General features: G+C 71.6%; 17 protein-coding genes and 2 pseudogenes. 5 read left to right on the plus strand and 14 right to left on the minus strand.

Annotated features, from left to right (window positions below; translation table 11 throughout):
• Positions 1 to 185 precede the first annotated feature (185 nt).
• The 6 genes from OG611_RS08880 to OG611_RS08905 form a co-directional block, all read right to left on the minus strand.
• A complete protein-coding gene (locus OG611_RS08880) occupies positions 186 to 1016 on the minus strand; it encodes a hypothetical protein (RefSeq protein WP_266417239.1) in 831 nt (276 codons plus the stop codon).
• A gap of 136 nt (positions 1017 to 1152) precedes the next feature.
• Positions 1153 to 1671 carry a copper chaperone PCu(A)C gene (locus OG611_RS08885; protein ID WP_266417241.1) on the minus strand — a complete coding sequence of 173 codons (519 nt, stop codon included), beginning with the start codon at positions 1669 to 1671 and terminating at the stop codon, positions 1153 to 1155.
• Positions 1671 to 3950, minus strand: a complete 2280-nt coding sequence (locus tag OG611_RS08890) for a cation-translocating P-type ATPase (RefSeq protein WP_266417243.1) — start codon at positions 3948 to 3950, stop codon at positions 1671 to 1673. The genes OG611_RS08885 and OG611_RS08890 overlap by 1 nt, the downstream gene beginning before the upstream one ends.
• Positions 3950 to 4168: a hypothetical protein gene (locus OG611_RS08895; RefSeq protein ID WP_266417245.1), complete on the minus strand. Its 219-nt coding sequence runs from the start codon at positions 4166 to 4168 to the stop codon at positions 3950 to 3952. The genes OG611_RS08890 and OG611_RS08895 overlap by 1 nt, the downstream gene beginning before the upstream one ends.
• A gap of 203 nt (positions 4169 to 4371) precedes the next feature.
• The gene (locus OG611_RS08900) at positions 4372 to 5031 is read right to left on the minus strand and encodes a DUF5134 domain-containing protein (RefSeq protein ID WP_266417248.1); all 660 of its coding nucleotides are present in this window, start codon (positions 5029 to 5031) and stop codon (positions 4372 to 4374) included.
• Complete coding sequence (locus OG611_RS08905) at positions 5028 to 6524, minus strand: PepSY domain-containing protein (RefSeq protein WP_266417249.1); 1497 nt, start codon at positions 6522 to 6524, stop codon at positions 5028 to 5030. Before OG611_RS08905 ends, OG611_RS08900 begins: the two co-directional genes overlap by 4 nt.
• A 317-nt stretch (positions 6525 to 6841) precedes the next feature.
• Between OG611_RS08905 and OG611_RS08910 the strand changes: the two genes are divergently transcribed.
• Genes OG611_RS08910 through OG611_RS08920 form a run of 3 tightly spaced genes read left to right on the plus strand, consistent with a single transcriptional unit; the run spans position 6842 to position 9842 of the window.
• The gene (locus OG611_RS08910; RefSeq protein ID WP_266417250.1) at positions 6842 to 7897 is read left to right on the plus strand and encodes an ABC transporter substrate-binding protein; all 1056 of its coding nucleotides are present in this window, start codon (positions 6842 to 6844) and stop codon (positions 7895 to 7897) included.
• A 56-nt stretch (positions 7898 to 7953) separates the two neighbouring features.
• Positions 7954 to 8919, plus strand: coding sequence for an iron ABC transporter permease (locus OG611_RS08915; protein ID WP_266425676.1), 966 nt, complete (start codon positions 7954 to 7956; stop codon positions 8917 to 8919).
• Positions 8916 to 9842, plus strand: coding sequence for an ABC transporter ATP-binding protein (locus OG611_RS08920; protein ID WP_323180140.1), 927 nt, complete (start codon positions 8916 to 8918; stop codon positions 9840 to 9842). Before OG611_RS08915 ends, OG611_RS08920 begins: the two co-directional genes overlap by 4 nt.
• Before the next feature lie 446 nt (positions 9843 to 10288).
• On the opposite strand, the gene OG611_RS08925 is transcribed toward OG611_RS08920, so the two are convergent.
• The 4 genes and pseudogenes from OG611_RS08925 to OG611_RS08940 form a co-directional block, all read right to left on the minus strand.
• Positions 10289 to 10561 carry a hypothetical protein gene (locus tag OG611_RS08925; protein WP_266417251.1) on the minus strand — a complete coding sequence of 91 codons (273 nt, stop codon included), beginning with the start codon at positions 10559 to 10561 and terminating at the stop codon, positions 10289 to 10291.
• 38 nt (positions 10562 to 10599) lie between these two features.
• Positions 10600 to 10866 carry a hypothetical protein gene (locus tag OG611_RS08930; RefSeq protein ID WP_266417253.1) on the minus strand — a complete coding sequence of 89 codons (267 nt, stop codon included), beginning with the start codon at positions 10864 to 10866 and terminating at the stop codon, positions 10600 to 10602.
• Between the two features lie 102 nt (positions 10867 to 10968).
• The gene (locus tag OG611_RS08935) at positions 10969 to 11178 is read right to left on the minus strand and encodes a hypothetical protein (RefSeq protein ID WP_266417255.1); all 210 of its coding nucleotides are present in this window, start codon (positions 11176 to 11178) and stop codon (positions 10969 to 10971) included.
• 4 nt (positions 11179 to 11182) lie between these two features.
• Positions 11183 to 11762: pseudogene (locus OG611_RS08940) on the minus strand (DUF5994 family protein).
• Between the two features lie 280 nt (positions 11763 to 12042).
• On the opposite strand from OG611_RS08940, the pseudogene OG611_RS08945 reads away from it, so the two are divergent.
• Positions 12043 to 12284: pseudogene (locus tag OG611_RS08945) on the plus strand (DUF5994 family protein); the annotation flags it as partial.
• A 117-nt stretch (positions 12285 to 12401) separates the two neighbouring features.
• Here the strand turns inward: OG611_RS08945 and OG611_RS08950 are convergent.
• The 4 genes from OG611_RS08950 to OG611_RS08965 all read right to left on the minus strand — a co-directional run bounded on the left by OG611_RS08950 (position 12402) and on the right by OG611_RS08965 (position 16331).
• Positions 12402 to 13643 (minus strand): PP2C family protein-serine/threonine phosphatase, encoded by a 1242-nt coding sequence (locus OG611_RS08950; RefSeq protein ID WP_266417257.1) that lies wholly within the window; start codon positions 13641 to 13643, stop codon positions 12402 to 12404.
• Between the two features lie 232 nt (positions 13644 to 13875).
• Complete coding sequence (locus OG611_RS08955) at positions 13876 to 14199, minus strand: hypothetical protein (RefSeq protein ID WP_323180141.1); 324 nt, start codon at positions 14197 to 14199, stop codon at positions 13876 to 13878.
• A gap of 327 nt (positions 14200 to 14526) precedes the next feature.
• A complete protein-coding gene (locus tag OG611_RS08960; protein ID WP_266417259.1) occupies positions 14527 to 15192 on the minus strand; it encodes a response regulator transcription factor in 666 nt (221 codons plus the stop codon).
• A complete protein-coding gene (locus OG611_RS08965) occupies positions 15189 to 16331 on the minus strand; it encodes a sensor histidine kinase (protein ID WP_266417261.1) in 1143 nt (380 codons plus the stop codon). The genes OG611_RS08960 and OG611_RS08965 overlap by 4 nt, the downstream gene beginning before the upstream one ends.
• Positions 16332 to 16450: 119 nt before the next feature.
• Here OG611_RS08965 and OG611_RS08970 point away from each other — a divergent pair, with 119 nt between their 5' ends.
• Positions 16451 to 16633, plus strand: coding sequence for a hypothetical protein (locus OG611_RS08970; protein WP_266417263.1), 183 nt, complete (start codon positions 16451 to 16453; stop codon positions 16631 to 16633).
• Positions 16634 to 16643: the final 10 nt, after the last annotated feature.

Below are 16643 nucleotides of genomic sequence, written 5' to 3' on the forward strand. Positions count from 1 at the left end.
CGCCGCGGCTACGGCGCGCGGGGCGGCGCGGGGGACGGGTCCGGGTCTCCGGTGAATGGGGCACCCGGGCCCTTCGGGGCCGGGTGTGCCGGAGGACTCCCGCTGCGTGCGGGCACGGCGGCGGACCGGTCGGCGACCGGTCGCGTGCCAGGGGGTGTACGTCCTCCGGAATGCCTGCCGCGTCCTCAGAACGCGGCGAGCACCCCGGGCGGCCCGCGCCGGTCCCGCGCGCGAGCGCACCGCAGGCCCAGCGGCAGCCGGTCGCTCAGGCCCCGGTGGGGGCGCAGGCGGCGGCGCGGGGCCGGCAATGGCGCTGTGAGAAGGGGATGAAGGGGAGTGAGCAGCCGGCCCGCGACCGCGCGCAGGACCTGGAAGGCGGCGCGTTCGCCGCGGGCCAGCCACACGCCGCAGACGAGGGCGGCAAGGACGTGCGCGGCGAGCATCCCCGTCGAGGACATCCCGGCCATGTCGTGGCCCATGTGGCCCATCGAGCCCATGTGACCCATGGCGGAGGCGTGATCCATGCCGGCCATGTGTTCCATGCCGGTCGTCGCGCCGCTCGCGGCCGAGTGGTCCATGCCCGCCATGTGGTGCATGCCCGCCATGGCGTCCGTCGGCGCCGCGCCCGCTCCGGCCTCGTACGAGCCCGAACCGCCGTACTCCGTGCTGTCGCCGTCCGTCGAGGACAGGTTGTCGTACAGGAAGCGCGCGGGCGATGTCGTGGTGGCGGTCCGCGTGACCGTACCCCCGATGGTTCCGAGGGCGGACTGCGCGGCGGCGAAGGCGTTGTGCAGCACGCCCTGGGCCGCGACGGCGAGGCCCGTGACAAGCCAGGGGCCGCGTTCGCGGGCGGCGAACCACCAGCCGGGAACTGCGAGCGCAAGGAAGCCGGTGGCGAGCACCCAGAAGGGAATCGGGGCCTCGGACATGAGGACGTGCCCGGTCGCGGCGAGCGTGATGGAGACGGCGGCGAACATCGCCGCCCTCACCGCGCGTCCGACCGGTCCCGCTTCCATGGCGCCTCATCCTCCCATCGCGGGGGGCCGGGCGACATGGCAGGGCGTCCTGTTTGCCGTCAATGCCGGAAACATGCTTGCTGGAGCGGAGTTCCGGCATATGCGGCGGGAACAGGCGGCGGTGCGGGGCATGGCGCTACGGGCGAAGAGGGTGGTCCGTCTCCGTACCGGGCCGGACCACCACCGCCCGGACCTTCAACGGCTTCCCGTGCGTGAAACGCAGCGTGAAGGAGACCTCTTCGCCGGGCCGCCACGTCCCCTTCGGCCGTACGGTCACGTCGATCCCGTGCGGGGTCATCGTGAGCCCGTCCTCGGCCGGGACGGTGACAAAGTCCACCGGCTGCCGGTAGGCGGCGCGGGAGGACGTCATGCGGTGTTCGCTCAGCGCGGGAGGCGCGGCCGTGTCGGGCGAGGTGACCTTCACGAGCCGGTCGGCGGAGCCGCCGTCGTTGGTGAGGGTGAGGAAGGCGGCGGTCTCGGGCGTCGAGCCGAGCGGCTGGTAGACGTACGCCTTCGTGACGGCCACGTGCGGCGGGCTCCCGGCACGTCCGCTCGCCGTCCAGGCGCCGAGACCGGAGAGGGCGAGGGCGCAGGCGAGGACGGGAACGCCGACGGCGGCGAGCGGGGCGCGCAGGCGCGCGGAGGGAACGGGCATCAGAAGGCCGCCCCGGGGGAGGGGCGCCGGCGCCGCGCGACGGCGGCGGGCTGCCAGCGGCGCAGGCGGAGGCTGCCGAGGACGACGAGGACCGAGCTGAGGGACATCGCGGCGGCGGCGAGCATCGGGTTGAGCAGGCCCACCATGGCGAGCGGGATGGTGACGACGTTGTAGCCGAAGGCCCACAGCAGGTTGCCGCGGATGGTGGCGAGGGTGCGGCGGGCGAGGCGTACGGCGTCGGCGAGGGCTTCGATGTCGTCGCGGACGAGGGTGACGTCGGCGGCGCCGATGGCGACATCGGTGCCGGTGCCCATCGCGATGCCGAGGTCGGCCCCGGCGAGTGCCGCCGCGTCGTTGACGCCGTCCCCGACGACCGCGACCCGCTTCCCCTCCGCGCGCAGCGCGCGGACGAGTTCCGCTTTGCGCTCGGGAGTGCAGCGGGAGTACGTCTCGTCGATGCCGAGCGCGGCGGCGACGGCCCGCGCGGGCTCCTCCTGGTCCCCGGTGGCGAGGACGGGGTGCACGCCGAGGCGGCGGAGCCGGTCCACGGCGTGGTAGCTGCCGGGGCGTACGACGTCGCCGAGCGCGAGGACGGCCTCGGGCCGCCCGTCGACACGTACCAGGACGGGGGTGTGGGCGGCTTCCAGGGCGGTGGCGAGGGCCGCGCCCAGCTCCTCGGGCAGCTCGCCCTCGGGGGCGCCGACTTCGACGAGCCGTCCGTCCACGTGTCCGCGCACGCCGTTGCCGGGCGTCGCGGTGAAACCGCTGAGCGCGTCGGGCCGGACTGCGCCCTCGGCGAGGGAGCGCTCGGCGTGGCGGACGAGGGCCCGGCCGAGCGGGTGCTCGGAGCCGGTCTCGACGGTCGCCGCGAGCCGCAGCACCTCCTGCGCGCCGGGGCCTTCCGCGCGCGCGGTGAAGGCGGTGACGGTGAGGTGGCCGGAGGTGAGGGTGCCGGTCTTGTCGAGGACGACGGTGTCGATCTGGCGGAGGGCTTCGAGGGCTTGCGGTCCCTTGACGAGGACGCCGAGCTGGGCGCCTCGGCCAGTGGCCGCCATGAGGGCGGTGGGGGTCGCGAGCCCGAGTGCGCAGGGGCAGGCGACGACGAGGACGGCGACGCATGCCGTGAAGGCGGGCTGCGGGTCCGCGCCCGCGCCGAGCCAGAAGCCGAGCACGGTGACGGCGAGGGTGAGGACGACCGGTACGAAGACCCCGGCCACGGTGTCGGCGAGCCGCTGGGCGCGGGCTTTCCCGGCCTGGGCCTCGGTGACGAGGGCCGTGATGCGGGAGAGTCGGGTGTCGGCGCCGACAGCCGTGGCGCGTACGAGCAGGAGCCCGCCCGCGTTGACCGAGCCGCCCGTGACGGCGGAGCCGGCCGCAACCTCCACGGGCTGCGTCTCGCCGGTCACGAGGGACAGATCCACGGCGGACGTGCCCTCCACGACCTCGCCGTCCGTCGCGACACGCTCCCCGGGTCGTACGAGGAAGACCTGGCCCACCGCGAGGCGCGCGGCCGGGACGGTGCGCTCCACGACCCCGTCCCGTACCGTCACCTCCTTCACGCCGAGCTCGGTGAGCGCGCGCAGGGCGGCCGAGGTGCCGCGCCGGGCTCGGGCCTCCAGGTGGCGGCCGAGGAGGACGAAGAGCGGGACGCCGACCGCCGCTTCGAGATAGACGTGCGCCAGCCCGTCCGAGGCGGTGGGCAGCAGTGTGAAGGGCATCCGCATGCCGGGGGCGCCGGCACCGCCGAGGAAGAGCGTGTACGAGGACCAGCCGAAGGAGGCGAGGATGCCGAGCGACACGAGCGTGTCCATCGTCGCCGCGCCGTGCCGCAGCCCGCGCCAGGCCCGCTCGTGGAAGGGCCACGCGCTCCAGAAGGCGACCGGCGCGGCGAGCACGAAGCATAGCCACTGCCAGTTGCGGAACTGGAGCGAGGGCACCATCGACAGGACGAGGACGGGGACGGCGAGCAGCGCGGTCACCAGCAGCCGCTGCGGGACACCGGGGCCGGCCGCCTCGTCGTCCCGGTCCTTCCCGGACGCGGGCGGCTCGGGGAGACGGGCGGTGTACCCGCCCCTTTCGACGGCGGCGACGAGCGCGTCCGTACCGAGATCCGCCGGGTGCTCGACGCGGGCCGTACCGGTCGCGAGATTGACGGTGGCGCGCACGCCCTCCAGGGCGCCGAGCTTCTTCTCGACCCTGCGCACGCAGGCCGCGCACGTCATGCCGCCGACGACCAGATCGGTCGTGGCGAGGGTGCGCGGAGCGGTCTCCCGGCCCATCAGTGGCCCGTCCCGCTCATGCCGCCCATGTCGTGCGGGCCCGGGGCGTCATCCTGGTGCGAGACCCCGCGCATGTCGGGGGCGACCGGCCCGGCGAGGTGCCCCACCCCGTACGAGACGGCGAAGAGCGCGACGAGCAGAAGCAGGAAACCCCCGAGCGGCGCGTACGGCACGGGGGTGGAACGCCATCGGGCGGAAGGCGTCACCGAGTGGTCCATGAGGCAGGCTCCGGCGAGAGTGCGGTTCGTACGCTCCAGAGGTCGGCCGGACCGGGCCGCGAGTTCCTCCGCGGTCGGGTGATGCGCATCACATAACGGACACCTGTCACGCGCGTCCCAGGAGCATCACGGTCCGGGACGCGCGCCCGGCGCCCGGGGCCGCACGGGCCGAGGCCCGTTCAGCCGGCGTCGATTCCCGCGGATCACACCATCACGGCGAACATCACCGCCATGCCCAGCGCCATCAGCCCGTGACAGCCCAGGTCCCACGCGGCGTGCACCGCGCCGCCCGAGGCCGCGCCGCTCGCCGTGCGGGGCGCGAGGCGGCCCGTGTCGAAGCCCTTCGCGAGCCACCACAGTGCGAGCGCCAGCAGGACGAGGGCGAGCAGTCCCGCGCTCCAGCGGTCGCCGGTGTCGCCGAGCGTCATCGTCGCGGTCGCGCCCGGGGCCGACATGTCCATCCCGGGCATGTCGTGCGCGTGGCCCCCGCCTGTCGCGCCCATGGACATGGCCGAGGACATCGCGGCGACCATCCAGGCCATCGCTCCGGTCATCGCGGCGTGCGGCAGTGCGTTCACGAGGGTGCGCGCCCGCGGTTCGGTTCTGCTCGGCAGAGCGAGGGCGATCAGCACGAACCAGGCCGCGGCGGCGGAGAAGAAGACCACCTGCGGCGTGCCGGGCAGGTCCATGCCCCAGGACCAGGACATCGCCAACATGGCGAGGGCCATGACCGCGTGCAGAGCGTGGGCGAGCCGCGCGGTCCATGGGTGGGAGCGGGCCGCGGCGGCGCGCCACAGGCCGTGGGCGGCGAGCGCGCAGAAGAGCAGCGTCAGAATCCAGCGCAGCCCGGTGGCGGCGATCATCGGGCCATCTCCTTCGGTGTCCCGGCGCGCGCTTCCGTGCGCTCGCGCTCGCGTCGTCGTGCCTGCGCGACCGCCAGGTCTCCGAGCAGGAAGCAGACCAGGGGCAGCCCGAACAGCGGCAGGTAGTAGGCGAGGACGGCGGCCGCGACGACGAGCGGTGCCATGACCCTGCCCGGCACCCGGCGCCAGGCTCCCCGCGCCGGCGGCCGGCCGAACCGTGTCCCGCTCGCCCGGGTGGGCCTGCGCAGCCACCACATGCGGTAGCCCCAGAAGAGCATCCCGATGAGCGCGACGGCGATGAGCGCGAGGACGATCTGGTTGGCGAGACCGAAGAGCAGGCCCATGTGGGCGTCGATGCCCCAGCGGGTGAGCTTGGCGAGGACGGGGAAGTCGTCGAAGACCAACTTGTCCGTGACGTTGCCGGTGGCCGGGTCGATCGCGATCGAGTCCTGCTGCTCCGGCCAGTGCCGCGTGTTCTCGCGGACGACGTACGCGCTCCCGGTGTCCGCGGGCGGGCTGATGACGAGCTTGCCGCGCAGCCCCTTGGAGCGGGCGATGCGGACGGCTTCGTCGAGATCGACCCTCGCGGCGGCCGCATCCGCGGAGGAGTCACCCGAGTCCGCCCCCGTCGAGCCGCCGTGCGTGCCGTGACCGGGGGTCGAGGAGAGGGAGGGCGTCGCCCCGCCCAGCGAGTCCTGGATCTTGCCGATGTTCGCGCCCGCGTGCGCCGACCAGGTCAGCCCGGTTGCCGAGAGCGCGAGGAAGCCGATCGACACCCACAGCCCGACCGCCCCGTGCCAGGACAGCGTGCGCCTACGCCCCTTCGGGTCCCGGCGCGGCACGAACAGCTTGCGCAGCCGCTCCCGGCCGCGCGGCGCCCCGAGCCACAGCGCGAGCCCGCCGAGCACCTCGACCCACAGCCAGCTCGCGGCGATCTCGCTGTAGTTGCGGCCGAAGTCGCCGAGGTTCAGGGTGCGGTGCAGGCCGTCGAACCAGGACCGCACGGGCAGCCACTCGCCGAAGGTGCGCAGCGTGCCGCGCACCTCTGCGTCGTACGGATTGACGAAGGCGGTCTGTGTGTAGCCTTCGGGCAATCCCTTGACGTCGAAGGTGACCCGGGTCGTGTCGCTGTCCCCCGCGCCCTTCGTGACGGAGACGAGCTGCCCGTCGGGTATCGCCTCGCGGGCGGCGTTCACCTGAGCGGTGAGCGGCTTCGGCTCGCCGTGCGGGGTGACCTTCAGCTCGTGGCGGTAGACGACGGACTCGATCTGCGGGGTGGCCGTGTAGAGCAGTCCGGTAACGGCCGCGACGAGCAGGAACGGGCCGATGAGGATGCCCGCGTAGAAGTGCAGGCGGAGCAGGAGGGGGCGCAGCCCGCTCCAGGTGCCGCCGGCGTTGCTCGGCGCGGACGTGGTGAAGTCCTCGACCGGGGCGGTCTCCTCGGCCGAGCGTTGCCGGGGCGGCGGTGACGCGGCAGGCGTGGTCTCGGTCATCGATTCTTCCTCGTGCGTGGACCGGTGGGGACGGTGACGTACAGGAGTCGGTGCGAGAGGTGCGAGAGTTCCCGCACCCGGGGTGTGATGTAGATCACATGGGGTGTGTGGAGTGCTGCCGCGCGCCCGGACGAGCCAGGCCGGGCGCTGCCCCGGGCCTGTCATTCCGTACGTACACGCTCGCGCCCCGCCCACCGGGCCGGGCAATCGCCTACGTCACGTACATCACGCCCCGACCGCCGGGAACTTCCCCGCCCCTGCCCCCGACTCCTGCAACAGCGCCTTGACGCGCCCACTTGATCACCGAGGAGAACTCCATGCCGACACCCAGGCCGGCAGCCATCACCCTCGCCACCCTCCTGTGTCTCGCCGCGGCCGGCTGTTCCGAACCGGAATCCGGCTCCGGCGCGGACGGCAAGAAGACGGGCGCCGCCCAGAAGGCGTCCCCCGCCGCGCGGGGCGAGTACCCCGTCACTCTCAAGAACTGCGGGCTGAACCAGAAGTTCGACAGGGCCCCCAGCCGGGTCGTCGTGATGAACGGGGCCTCGGTAGCCGAGGTGTCCACGCTGCTCGCCCTCGGCCAGGGGGACCGGATCGTCTCCAACCAGCAGTCCTACGGCATGTCCGAAGTCCCCGGGCGCGCCGAGGAGATAGAGAAGCTGCCCACGGGCGGAGTGAAGCCGAACGACGCCTTCGACATCCCGCGCGAGGCCATGATCGGTCTGCGCCCCGACTTCGTACTCTCCACCATGTCCTACGGTTTCGATGCCAAGAACGGCTTCGCCACCCGCGAGCAGCTCAAGGAGGTCGGGGCGCGCACCTACGTCTCGCCCGAGGGCTGCGGCCAGGACAACCTGAACATGACGATCGACGACAGCTACACACTGCTGCGGGACATGGGCAAGGCCTTCGGCGTCGAGGACAGGGCCGAGAAGCTCGTCGCCACCGAACGGCAGAACATCGCCGACGTGGCGGAGAGGGTCGGCGACGCGAAGAAGCCGAAGGTCATGGTCATCTTCTCCAACATGACCATGGGCGGCAACGACTTCAGTTCCGTCGCCGCCCACGGCATCTACAACGACATCCTCGCCAAGGCCGGCGGCAGCAACGCCTTCGCGAGCGCGTCGAAGACCTCCTTCGCCGACCTCAGCAAGGAGAAGGTCGCCGCCACCGACGTGGACGCCCTGGTGGTCGTCAGCTACAACGACCCGGATCCGACGGCATACGCGAAGAAGCTGCTCAAGGAGTTCCCCCAGTGGCCCGCAGCCAAGAAGAACAAGTTCGTGGTGCTGTCCGACTCGATGTACCTCGGTCCCAGCAACGACATGGCGGTCGAGAAGATCGCCAGGATGCTGCACCCCGAAGTCTTCTGATCCGTCTCCCGCTGTGGGCCTGCGTCCTCGTGCTCACCACCGCGCTGCTGGTCTCGATGGTCCTCGCCGTCGGCATCGGCACGGTCAACGTGCCGGTCGGCGACGTGTGGACGGTCCTCGTCCACCACGTCACCGGCCGGGGGCCCGTGGACGACGTCGCCCTCGACCAGATCGTCTGGCAGTTCCGCACCCCGCGTGTCGTCCTCGCGGCGGTCGTGGGGGCGGGACTCGCCGTCTCCGGCGCCGTTCTCCAGACCCTTGTCTCCAACCCGCTCGCCGATCCCACGGTCCTCGGTTTCTCGCACGGAGCTTCGCTGGGCGCGGTCTTCGTGATCACGCTCGGCGGGGCGGGGCTCGGCGGACTCGGCGTCTCCGGAGCGGCGTTCGTGGGGGCACTCCTGGCAGGGATGCTGGTCTTCGCGCTCGGACAACGCAGGGGACGGCTCGCGCCCACGCGGCTCGTGCTCGCCGGGGTCGCGGTCGGCTACGTGCTGCTGTCGGCGACGAGCTTCGTGCAACTGCGGGCCACACCGAACGAGCTGCGCGGCGTCATGTTCTGGATGCTGGGCAGCGTCTCCGGCGCCCGTTGGAGTCAACTGCCCACCGTCACCGCCGTGGTGGCGCTCGGGGCGATGCTGCTCGCCCTCTTCGGGCGGCGCTTGAACGCACTGCTCGCCGGGGACGAGTCGGCGACATCGCTCGGCGTGGACGTGCACCGCACCCGCGCGGTGCTGCTCGTGGTGAGCGCACTCCTGACCGGGACCGTCATCGCCGTCGCGGGCGGCATCGGCTTCGTCGGCCTGATGATCCCGCACCTGGTACGTCTCGCCCTCGGCGCCGACCACCGCAGGCTACTCCCGCTGAGCGCACTCCTCGGGGCCGTCTACCTCGTACTGGTCGACCTGCTCTCCCGTACCGCCAACCGGCCCAACGAGCTGCCGTTGGGCATCCTCACCGCACTGCTCGGCGCACCGTTCTTCCTCTGGCTGCTGCGCCGCAACAAGGGGCTCGACGCCGCATGAGACTCACCGTGGACGGCCTCCACGTCACCCTCGACGCCACCCCGGTCCTGCACGACGTCGGACTTGACGTGTTGCCAGGCCAGATCGTGGGCCTCGTCGGCCCCAACGGGAGCGGCAAGTCCACCCTGCTGCGTGCCGTCTACCGTTCGCTGCGGCCCGTCGCGGGGGTCGTCGAAGTGGGCGGGCGGGATGTGTGGCGGCTCTCCTCGCGGGCCGCAGCCCGGCACACCGCCGCCGTCCTCCAGGACGGTGCGGGCGCGGGCGGCCTCACCGTCGCCGAGACGGTGGCGCTCGGCCGCACCCCGCACCACGGGGTGCTGGGACGCGACGGCGAGAGCGACCGGCGCGTCGTCGCCGGGGCGATGGAGAGCTGCGGCATCGCGTCGCTCGCCGACCGGGACTTCTCTGCCCTCTCCGGCGGCGAGCGCCAGCGCGTCCTGCTCGCCCGGGCCCTCGCCCAGGCCCCGGAGCTCCTCGTCCTGGACGAACTGACCAACCACCTCGACATCCGGGCCCGGTTCGAACTTCTCGGCCTGATCCGGAACACCGGCGTCACGACCCTCGCCGTGCTGCACGACCTCGACCTGGCCGCCCGGCTCTGCGACAGCCTCGTCGTCCTCCACCACGGCTGTGTCATCGCCGCGGGCCCGGTCCTCGACGTCCTCACTCCGGACCTCTTCCACGAGGTCTTCGGGGTCCGCGCCCGCGCCGAACGACACCCGGACGGTGTCATCCGGGTCACGTACGAGGCGGACCCGATCGCGGCGACTCGATCCGGGGCGACGCCCGAGGACACGATGATGCGCGCCGGGCAGCCGACCGAGAAAGTGAACACGAAGCAGCAGGAGGAAGGGGCAGGTGGTGCAGAGGCGGTGCGTGACACCTGGAAACGTCTGGACAACCAGGCGAGCCCAGGTCGCTGACCTGGGCTCTCCTGCAAGAGCGGGTGACGAGAATCGAACTCGCGCTCTGAGCTTGGGAATCACCGTGCTTGCGCCAGTGGACAGGCGGATGACCTGCTTGTTCGGTTGCAGGGGCGGGGATGGCGCGGGCTGGTCTCCAGGATCTCGCGCGCGAGGTGGGTCACCGGCGCCGGGCGGCGACATGACGTCGGGCGCGTGGGCCTTATGGCGGCGGTCGTCGCAACGGCCCCAGCGCATTCACTCCGCCGGGGCCGCCCCTTCCGGATCGTCACACGTGAGAGTGCTCGATCCATGTTCAATTGTACGACTGCGGGCAAGGGCAGGCCGGGAGGGGAGAGCGGGCCATCGGGTAGCCCCGTCCCCCTCGTTCCTGTGCGCAAATGGGGCCGTGCAGGCCGTACGTGCCGGGCCGAGCGGTGGACGGGTCGGCCCTCGGACAGTCCGGCTCAGTCGCGTTCTTCTTCTTCGGCCTCCATGCGGCGGATTCCCTGGTGGGTCAGGGAGACCATCGCGGGTGTGTTGCCCGGTTCCCAGTCGACAGTGATCAGGCCCTCGCCGGCGAGGTAGGTGCAGGCGGCGGCCAGGTCTTCCTCCGGGATGCGCAGGTCGTTCCGCAGCTTCCGCCCAGGGACTCCGAGGAGACGGTTGCCTTCGGTGGCTTCGTAGAGGGCGGTCAGGACCCGCTCGCGGTAGACCTGCCGCTCGCGGAGGGTCGCCATGATCGAGTCCTTTCGTGCATGTGACGGTCCGGTGCTTCTCAGACTTCGTCGCCGTGGGCGCCGGTGCGCGTGGACGATCTGCTGGTGGTGAGCCAGGAGAGGGCGGGTCCTGCGGCGGATTCGGTGTCCACGGTGAGGTGGAGCCGGGTGCCGCCTTCGGGGGCGGGGTAGCTGCGCTGTTCCGTTCCGGCGAAGCAGCGGCGGATTACTTCGGCGACCGCGCGGGCGGCTTCGGGAGTTGCGGCGACGATCCGGATCTCGGCCTGTCCTGCCTGCGGCAGGGGCTCGTGCTCGACGGGGTACAAGACGGTGTGTTCCCTTCGGGGCGAAGCAAGAGGCCGACGGGTGGGTTGTCCCGGGTGTCGGGTGCCCCACCTGCGGTCTTCGGTCGGAGGAGTGGCCTGAGGTCAGGGCCGGTAGCCCGTGACCCTGCGGCTGGGGGCTTGCCCTGTCGAGCTGTGGTGGCCGTCGCCGGGTGGCCGGCTGATGGCAGGGAAGGGATCGCTGAAGTGGTAGGCCGCGATGCGTGCGTCGTGCTGGGCGTTGAGCCGGTGGATCAGGAGCATGCCGAGCGCGATCAGGAGGGCGCCTGCCGCGAGCGTGATCACGGTCTCCATGTCGTCATCTCCGTGTGTTCCCCGGCAGGGGGATCACCCGCGCGCTGACGACCGGGTGCCGGAGGGGCGGCAGGGCGGACCCGCCATCGGTCTCCCAAGCCTCCTGGCTGCTTCGGGCGTCCCGCATACGGCGGCCGGTCGCGGCTTCGTCGGACATCAGCACACCGGCGGTGAGGACGCTGCCGGGGACGGCGGCGGCGCTCATCAGCCGGGCGGCTGCGGCGGGCTCGGTCTCGGGGGGGGATAACCAGCAGGTCGCAGCGGCCTGCGGTGCAGGAGAGCAGGATCATCTTGTCGGGATCCTGTTCGGTGAACCAGCCCACGTGCACGATGTGCCCGGTGACGGGAACCTTGTGCGGGACGACGGGCCAGCGGGTGGGGTTCACCATGGCACGCGTGATGCGTCCCCAGCGTCCTTCCAGCGCTTCGACCAGGGACGGAAGCTCGGTGGGCAGGTCCCGAGAGTAGGGCCACCAGGCACCGTCCAACTGGCCGGCGAGGGTGGTCTTCGGCGTCAGGGAAATCCGCGTCGGGAGCGGGGAAACAAGCGCCCGCGCCACTCCGCGTTCGACGGTCGTGGCCATGATGCGGACCTGTCTCCGGGCCGCCCTGCAGGGCGGCCCAGTGTCTTGATCGCCGGAAACGACGTCCGCGTGGGAGCGGGTGTTCGAGTTACTCCCGGTACTTTCAGGCTACTCCGCGCCGCGGTCGGGCGCGCCGTTCTGACCAGGTGATTTCCGACCGGGAACACCTCCCGGCCGATGCTCGCGGGCATGACCACAGGCACGCGGAGTGCCGTCGGACCACGGCGGTGTCCAGCCGGCCATGAAGTGTCGGCGGCCCCGCGCAGTCAGGCGGACCTCCATGGCCGAATCCGACACCTCCACCCCCCCCGGAAGCTCCTTCCGGACGAGATCCATCGGGCGGTGAAACCCGGCACGGCACTGCTCCGGCTGCAGACGACGCACTCCCGCGAAGGCGTCCTCGACGGCGCCTGGTGGCCCCGCTCCCGTAATGTCACGGTCGAGCTGCCCGCCCTGATGCAGGCGCTCACCGCGCACCTCGGACCCGTCACGCGGGTCGGCCTGGACACCGCCGCCTGGGATGTCGGCGGCCTGGATGACGTTGTCGGCGTCGACCGCACGGGCCATGGCGTCACGTGAACGGCGGATGGGCCGCGGGGTTTCGGCTCCGTCGGCCCCGTAGCGGAGGTGACTGTCGGCTCAATCGAGGGTGGCGAGATGATCGGCGTCGCCGCCGCGCCACTCGATGAGGAAGATGGTCGCGTCGTCGCTGGTGACGCCGCCTCGTTCCTGTTTCAGGGTGTGGGAGAGCGCGCGCACCACCGGCCGCACCGCCGTGTGGTCACGGACGGCTCGGTTGGTCCACTCGATGAGTTGCTCCTCACCGAACTCTTCCCCACCGGCTTGATGCTCTTCGATCAGGCCATCGGTGAAACACAGCAACCGGTCCCCGGGCTGCAGCATCCGCTCGCTGACTACCGGCTCCTCACCTCCGAAGCCGACCGGCAATGTGGTCGGGCTCTCCAACCGGTCCACCACGGCGCGGCCACGGATCAGCAGCGGTGCCGGGTGGCCGGCATTGACCCATTGCAGCCGGCCCGTGGCGGTGTTCAGACACATCATCTGCGCGGTGACAAAGTGGTCGTTGCCGAACTGCTCATTGATGGCCCTGTCCATGAATGCATACACCTGGGACAGGCCGGTGTTGGCCCGTCGCGTGTGGCGGTAGGCCCCGATAGCCACCGTCGCCATGGTCGCCGCGTCCAGGCCGTGGCCCATCGCGTCGATCATGGCCACATGAAGGATGTCGCCGTTGAGGGCGTAGTCGAAACTGTCGCCGGCCACGTCGTACGCGGGCTCCAGAATTCCGGCCACCTCAACCTGCGGAACAGTCATCGACAGCGGAGGCAGCAACGACCACTGGATCTCTGCGGCCACGCTCATCGGGGCGCTGCGTCGGGCCTGGAAGAACAGGTCGGTGTAGGCGTCCTTGGTCACGATCATGTCTGCGACCAAACCGGCGAGTCTGCGCAGCAACCGCCTGTCGTCGTCGTCGACGCTGCCCAGGGTGACAACCATCGCCCCGACCTGGTCACTGCCGTCCAGCAACGGCAAATACATCCGCACACTTCCGTCCTGCGGCACCTCCACCGTTCTGCGGCACAGGAACGCCTCCCCGGCGGGGGACCCCTCGACCGGTTCGGGGTCCCCGACCATCAACCCCCGGCCCGGCAGCGGCACCAGCAGCATCTGTTCGTAGTCCTGCAAGAGGATCGAGACGTCCCAGCCACCGACCCTGGCCACCTCTTCCGCAACGAGCGGGGCGATCAACTGCGGCGGCATCTCGTGAGCCCGGTCCAGCAGCAAACCCAGCAACCGCTCACCGAACCCCTCCGACCGGTCCACCCCGAACTTGCCCGGCTTTCGCGCGCCTTCGGTCATCGTTGCTCGCATCCCTTCATACCGCGGCATGGGAATTCAGTGGGCGGTCGGTTGTGTGGGGCCGGTACGAAGCGGTGCCACCCCGGACGGGGAGCAGCTTCTCCCTCCCTCTAGGCGCTGGCGCCTTCAGCACCCAGCCACATATTCCGGCTCACGGTGCCCCCGACCCGACGCACACCCCGACATACTCGGATCCAGCGGGCAGCCAACGGCGATCCGCCCGAAAGAACGTTCACACGCCCCATACACACAGGGCACCTCGCACGACAGTGATCAACCCGGACAGCCTGACACCGCCAACCGGCCCAACGCGCCGATTACGCCGGAGGCGGCATGTCCAGTTGTTGGTGTGGTCACCGACCCAGCCACCGACAACAGGCACGGCGGTGACTTCCTGCAGGCACGTCGCGGACTCGGTGAAGTCCCAGTTGTCGGCGGCGTTGACGCCGCTGGCGAAGTTGCTGTCGTTGTCGGCGCGCGCCGGGGCGGCCATGCAGACGATCGCGAGCGGCAGGGCAGCGAGCGCGCAACGTGACTGGCCTGTGTCGCAGGTCACGTGAAATGGGTCTCGTGATGTGAGAAGGCCTGGCGGCCAGGTGGTGCAAGTGTTGCGTCGCACCCCCTCCAGGTGGTGCATCCGCGGGTTGCGGGAAGCCGCCGGTTGACCGCCGTTTACCGGCCTGACCGGCACGTAGTGGCACGCGCCTCCCGGCGCACAGAGTGTTTGTCTCTGCCGGCCATTCCGCCCCGACGGGGTGCCCGACGAATCAGGCCGGTCGTATCAGGCGAATGCTGCGATCCGCAGGCCGTCCGAGGTGCGGACGGTCCGGACAGGGCTGAACGCAGTCGGAACTGCAACGAGCGGCGCGCAGCGGTCTCCTGGTCAGGGTGACTGGTCGGAGTCCATGAGTCGGCTCTCCCAGGCCCAGGCGGCGGTCTCGACCCGGTTGCGGACTCGGAGCTTGGTCTGGATGGTCGCCAGATGACTCTTGACGGTGCTCAGGGAGATGAACAGGGCGGCGGCGATCTCCTGGTTGGTACGGCCCCTGGCGATGGCGCGGACGACCTCGATCTCGCGGGCGGAGAGCGGCTGGACGGGCCGGGCCGCGGTTGTCTTCCGGGCGGGGGCGAGGTCGCGCAGCAGACGCAGGGTGATGGAGGGGGAGATCAGGGCGTCGCCGCTGTTCGCGGCGCGGACAGCCTCGACCAGCAGGGCCGGGCCGGCGTCCTTGAGTACGAAGCCGACGGCCCCGGAGTGCAGGGCGCCGCGGACGTACTCGTCGAGGTCGAAGGTGGTGACGATGACCACCCGCAGTGGGTCGGCCACGCCAGGGCCTGCCAGGGCCCGGGTGACCTCGATGCCGTCCAGTTTCGGCATCCGGATGTCGACCAGACAGACGTCCGGGCGCATCCGCCGGGCCAGCTCGACCGCCTCGGCGCCGTCCGCCGCCTCGCCGACCACGGAGATGTCCTCCTGGTCCTCCAGGATGAGCCGCAGGCCGCGACGGACCATCGCTTGGTCGTCGGCGAGCAGGACGGTGATGCTCAACGGCGGTCTCCCGTGCGGAGCGGCAGGGTGGCGAGGACGGACCAGCCGGTGTCGGGCTCCGGGCCTGCGGCGAGCGTGCCGCCGAGGGCCTCGACCCGTTCGCGCATGCCGATCAGCCCGAAGCCGCCCTGATGCAGATGGCGGGCCGGACCGCCCGGAGCGTCGTCGTGGACCGTGACGGTGACGCCGTCATGCTCCTGGGCGATGTGGACGGTGGCCGAGCGGGCGTGTGCGGCGTGCCGGGCGATGTTGGTCAGGGATTCCTGGACGATCCGGTACACGGTGGTGCTCACCTCGGGTGGCCAGGCCACCCGGTCAGCGGGCAGGTGCAGGTGGACCTCGGGGCCGTGGCCCTCGAACCGGCGGACGAGGTCGGTCAGTTGCTCCCGGCCCGCGACAGTGGGGGAGGTCGTGGCCGCGTCGTCGGTGTCCCGCAGCAGGCCGACGACGCGGCGCATGGCGGCCAACGCCACGCTGCCGGCTTCCTCGATGTCGGTCAGGGTGTCGTCCAGTGTCTCGGGTCGCCGTCGGCCGACCAGGCGGGCGGCCTGGGCCTGCACCACGATGCCGGTGATGTGGTGGGCGACCACATCGTGCAGCTCCCGGGCCAGGGCGAGGCGCTCCTCGCGCCGTACGGCCTCGGCGGCCGCACGGCGGCGGAAGTCGAGGAGGCGCAGCCCGAGCCCGATCCCGAGCGCGAGGACCCAGACTTGCGTACCGACCCGGAACGGGGTGCTGGGAGCCTCGCTGGACAGCAGGCCGGCGGCCATGAGCACCAGCCCGCTGACTGCGATACCACCTGCCTGGCGCCAGGGCAGCGCCCTGATCGCGGAGCCGCCGAGGACGAGCAGGGCCAGCACCGCGGCGGCGCCGGGCTCGCCGGGCAGGTGGGCGAGCCGGGCGGTCAGGCCGGCGATCCCCGCGACGGCGAGGCCGATGACGGCCGCCCGGCCCGGGTGCCGCTCTCGTCCCAGCGCGACCAGGCAGATCACCGCGCCGACCGCGCTGTCGAAGGCCCAGGCGCGGCCCTGGCCGGCGTACTGGACGGCCATCAGGGCCAACACCACGCAGAACACCACCCCCAGGATGGTGTTGACGGCGGCCCTCGGCCCCCAGGCCGGTCGATGTCCCGTGCTCACCGGGCTCACGCTAGGCGATCACCACAGGCCGCTGAACCGGCCGAAAGTACGACTCGGCGGCACCTGAACCGTTCTTCCGGTCGGTGCGGGGACCGCGGCGCGGTCAGCAGTCTGTGGCCATGGCAGACCTCATCTCCGCTCCTCTTGCGCTCGCAGTCTCGGCCGCCCAGGCCGAGAAGACCGTGCGAAGCCCGCTGCTGTACGCATGGTGGGCCCTCAATCTGGCCGTCCTTCTCGCGGTCGGCTATGGCATCCACCGGTTCGTGAGGAAGCCGCGCGAGAACCGCGGCTCGCGCGGCTGATTCGGGAGGA

This window comes from Streptomyces sp. NBC_01363 (assembly GCF_026340595.1).
Classification (GTDB): domain Bacteria; phylum Actinomycetota; class Actinomycetes; order Streptomycetales; family Streptomycetaceae; genus Streptomyces.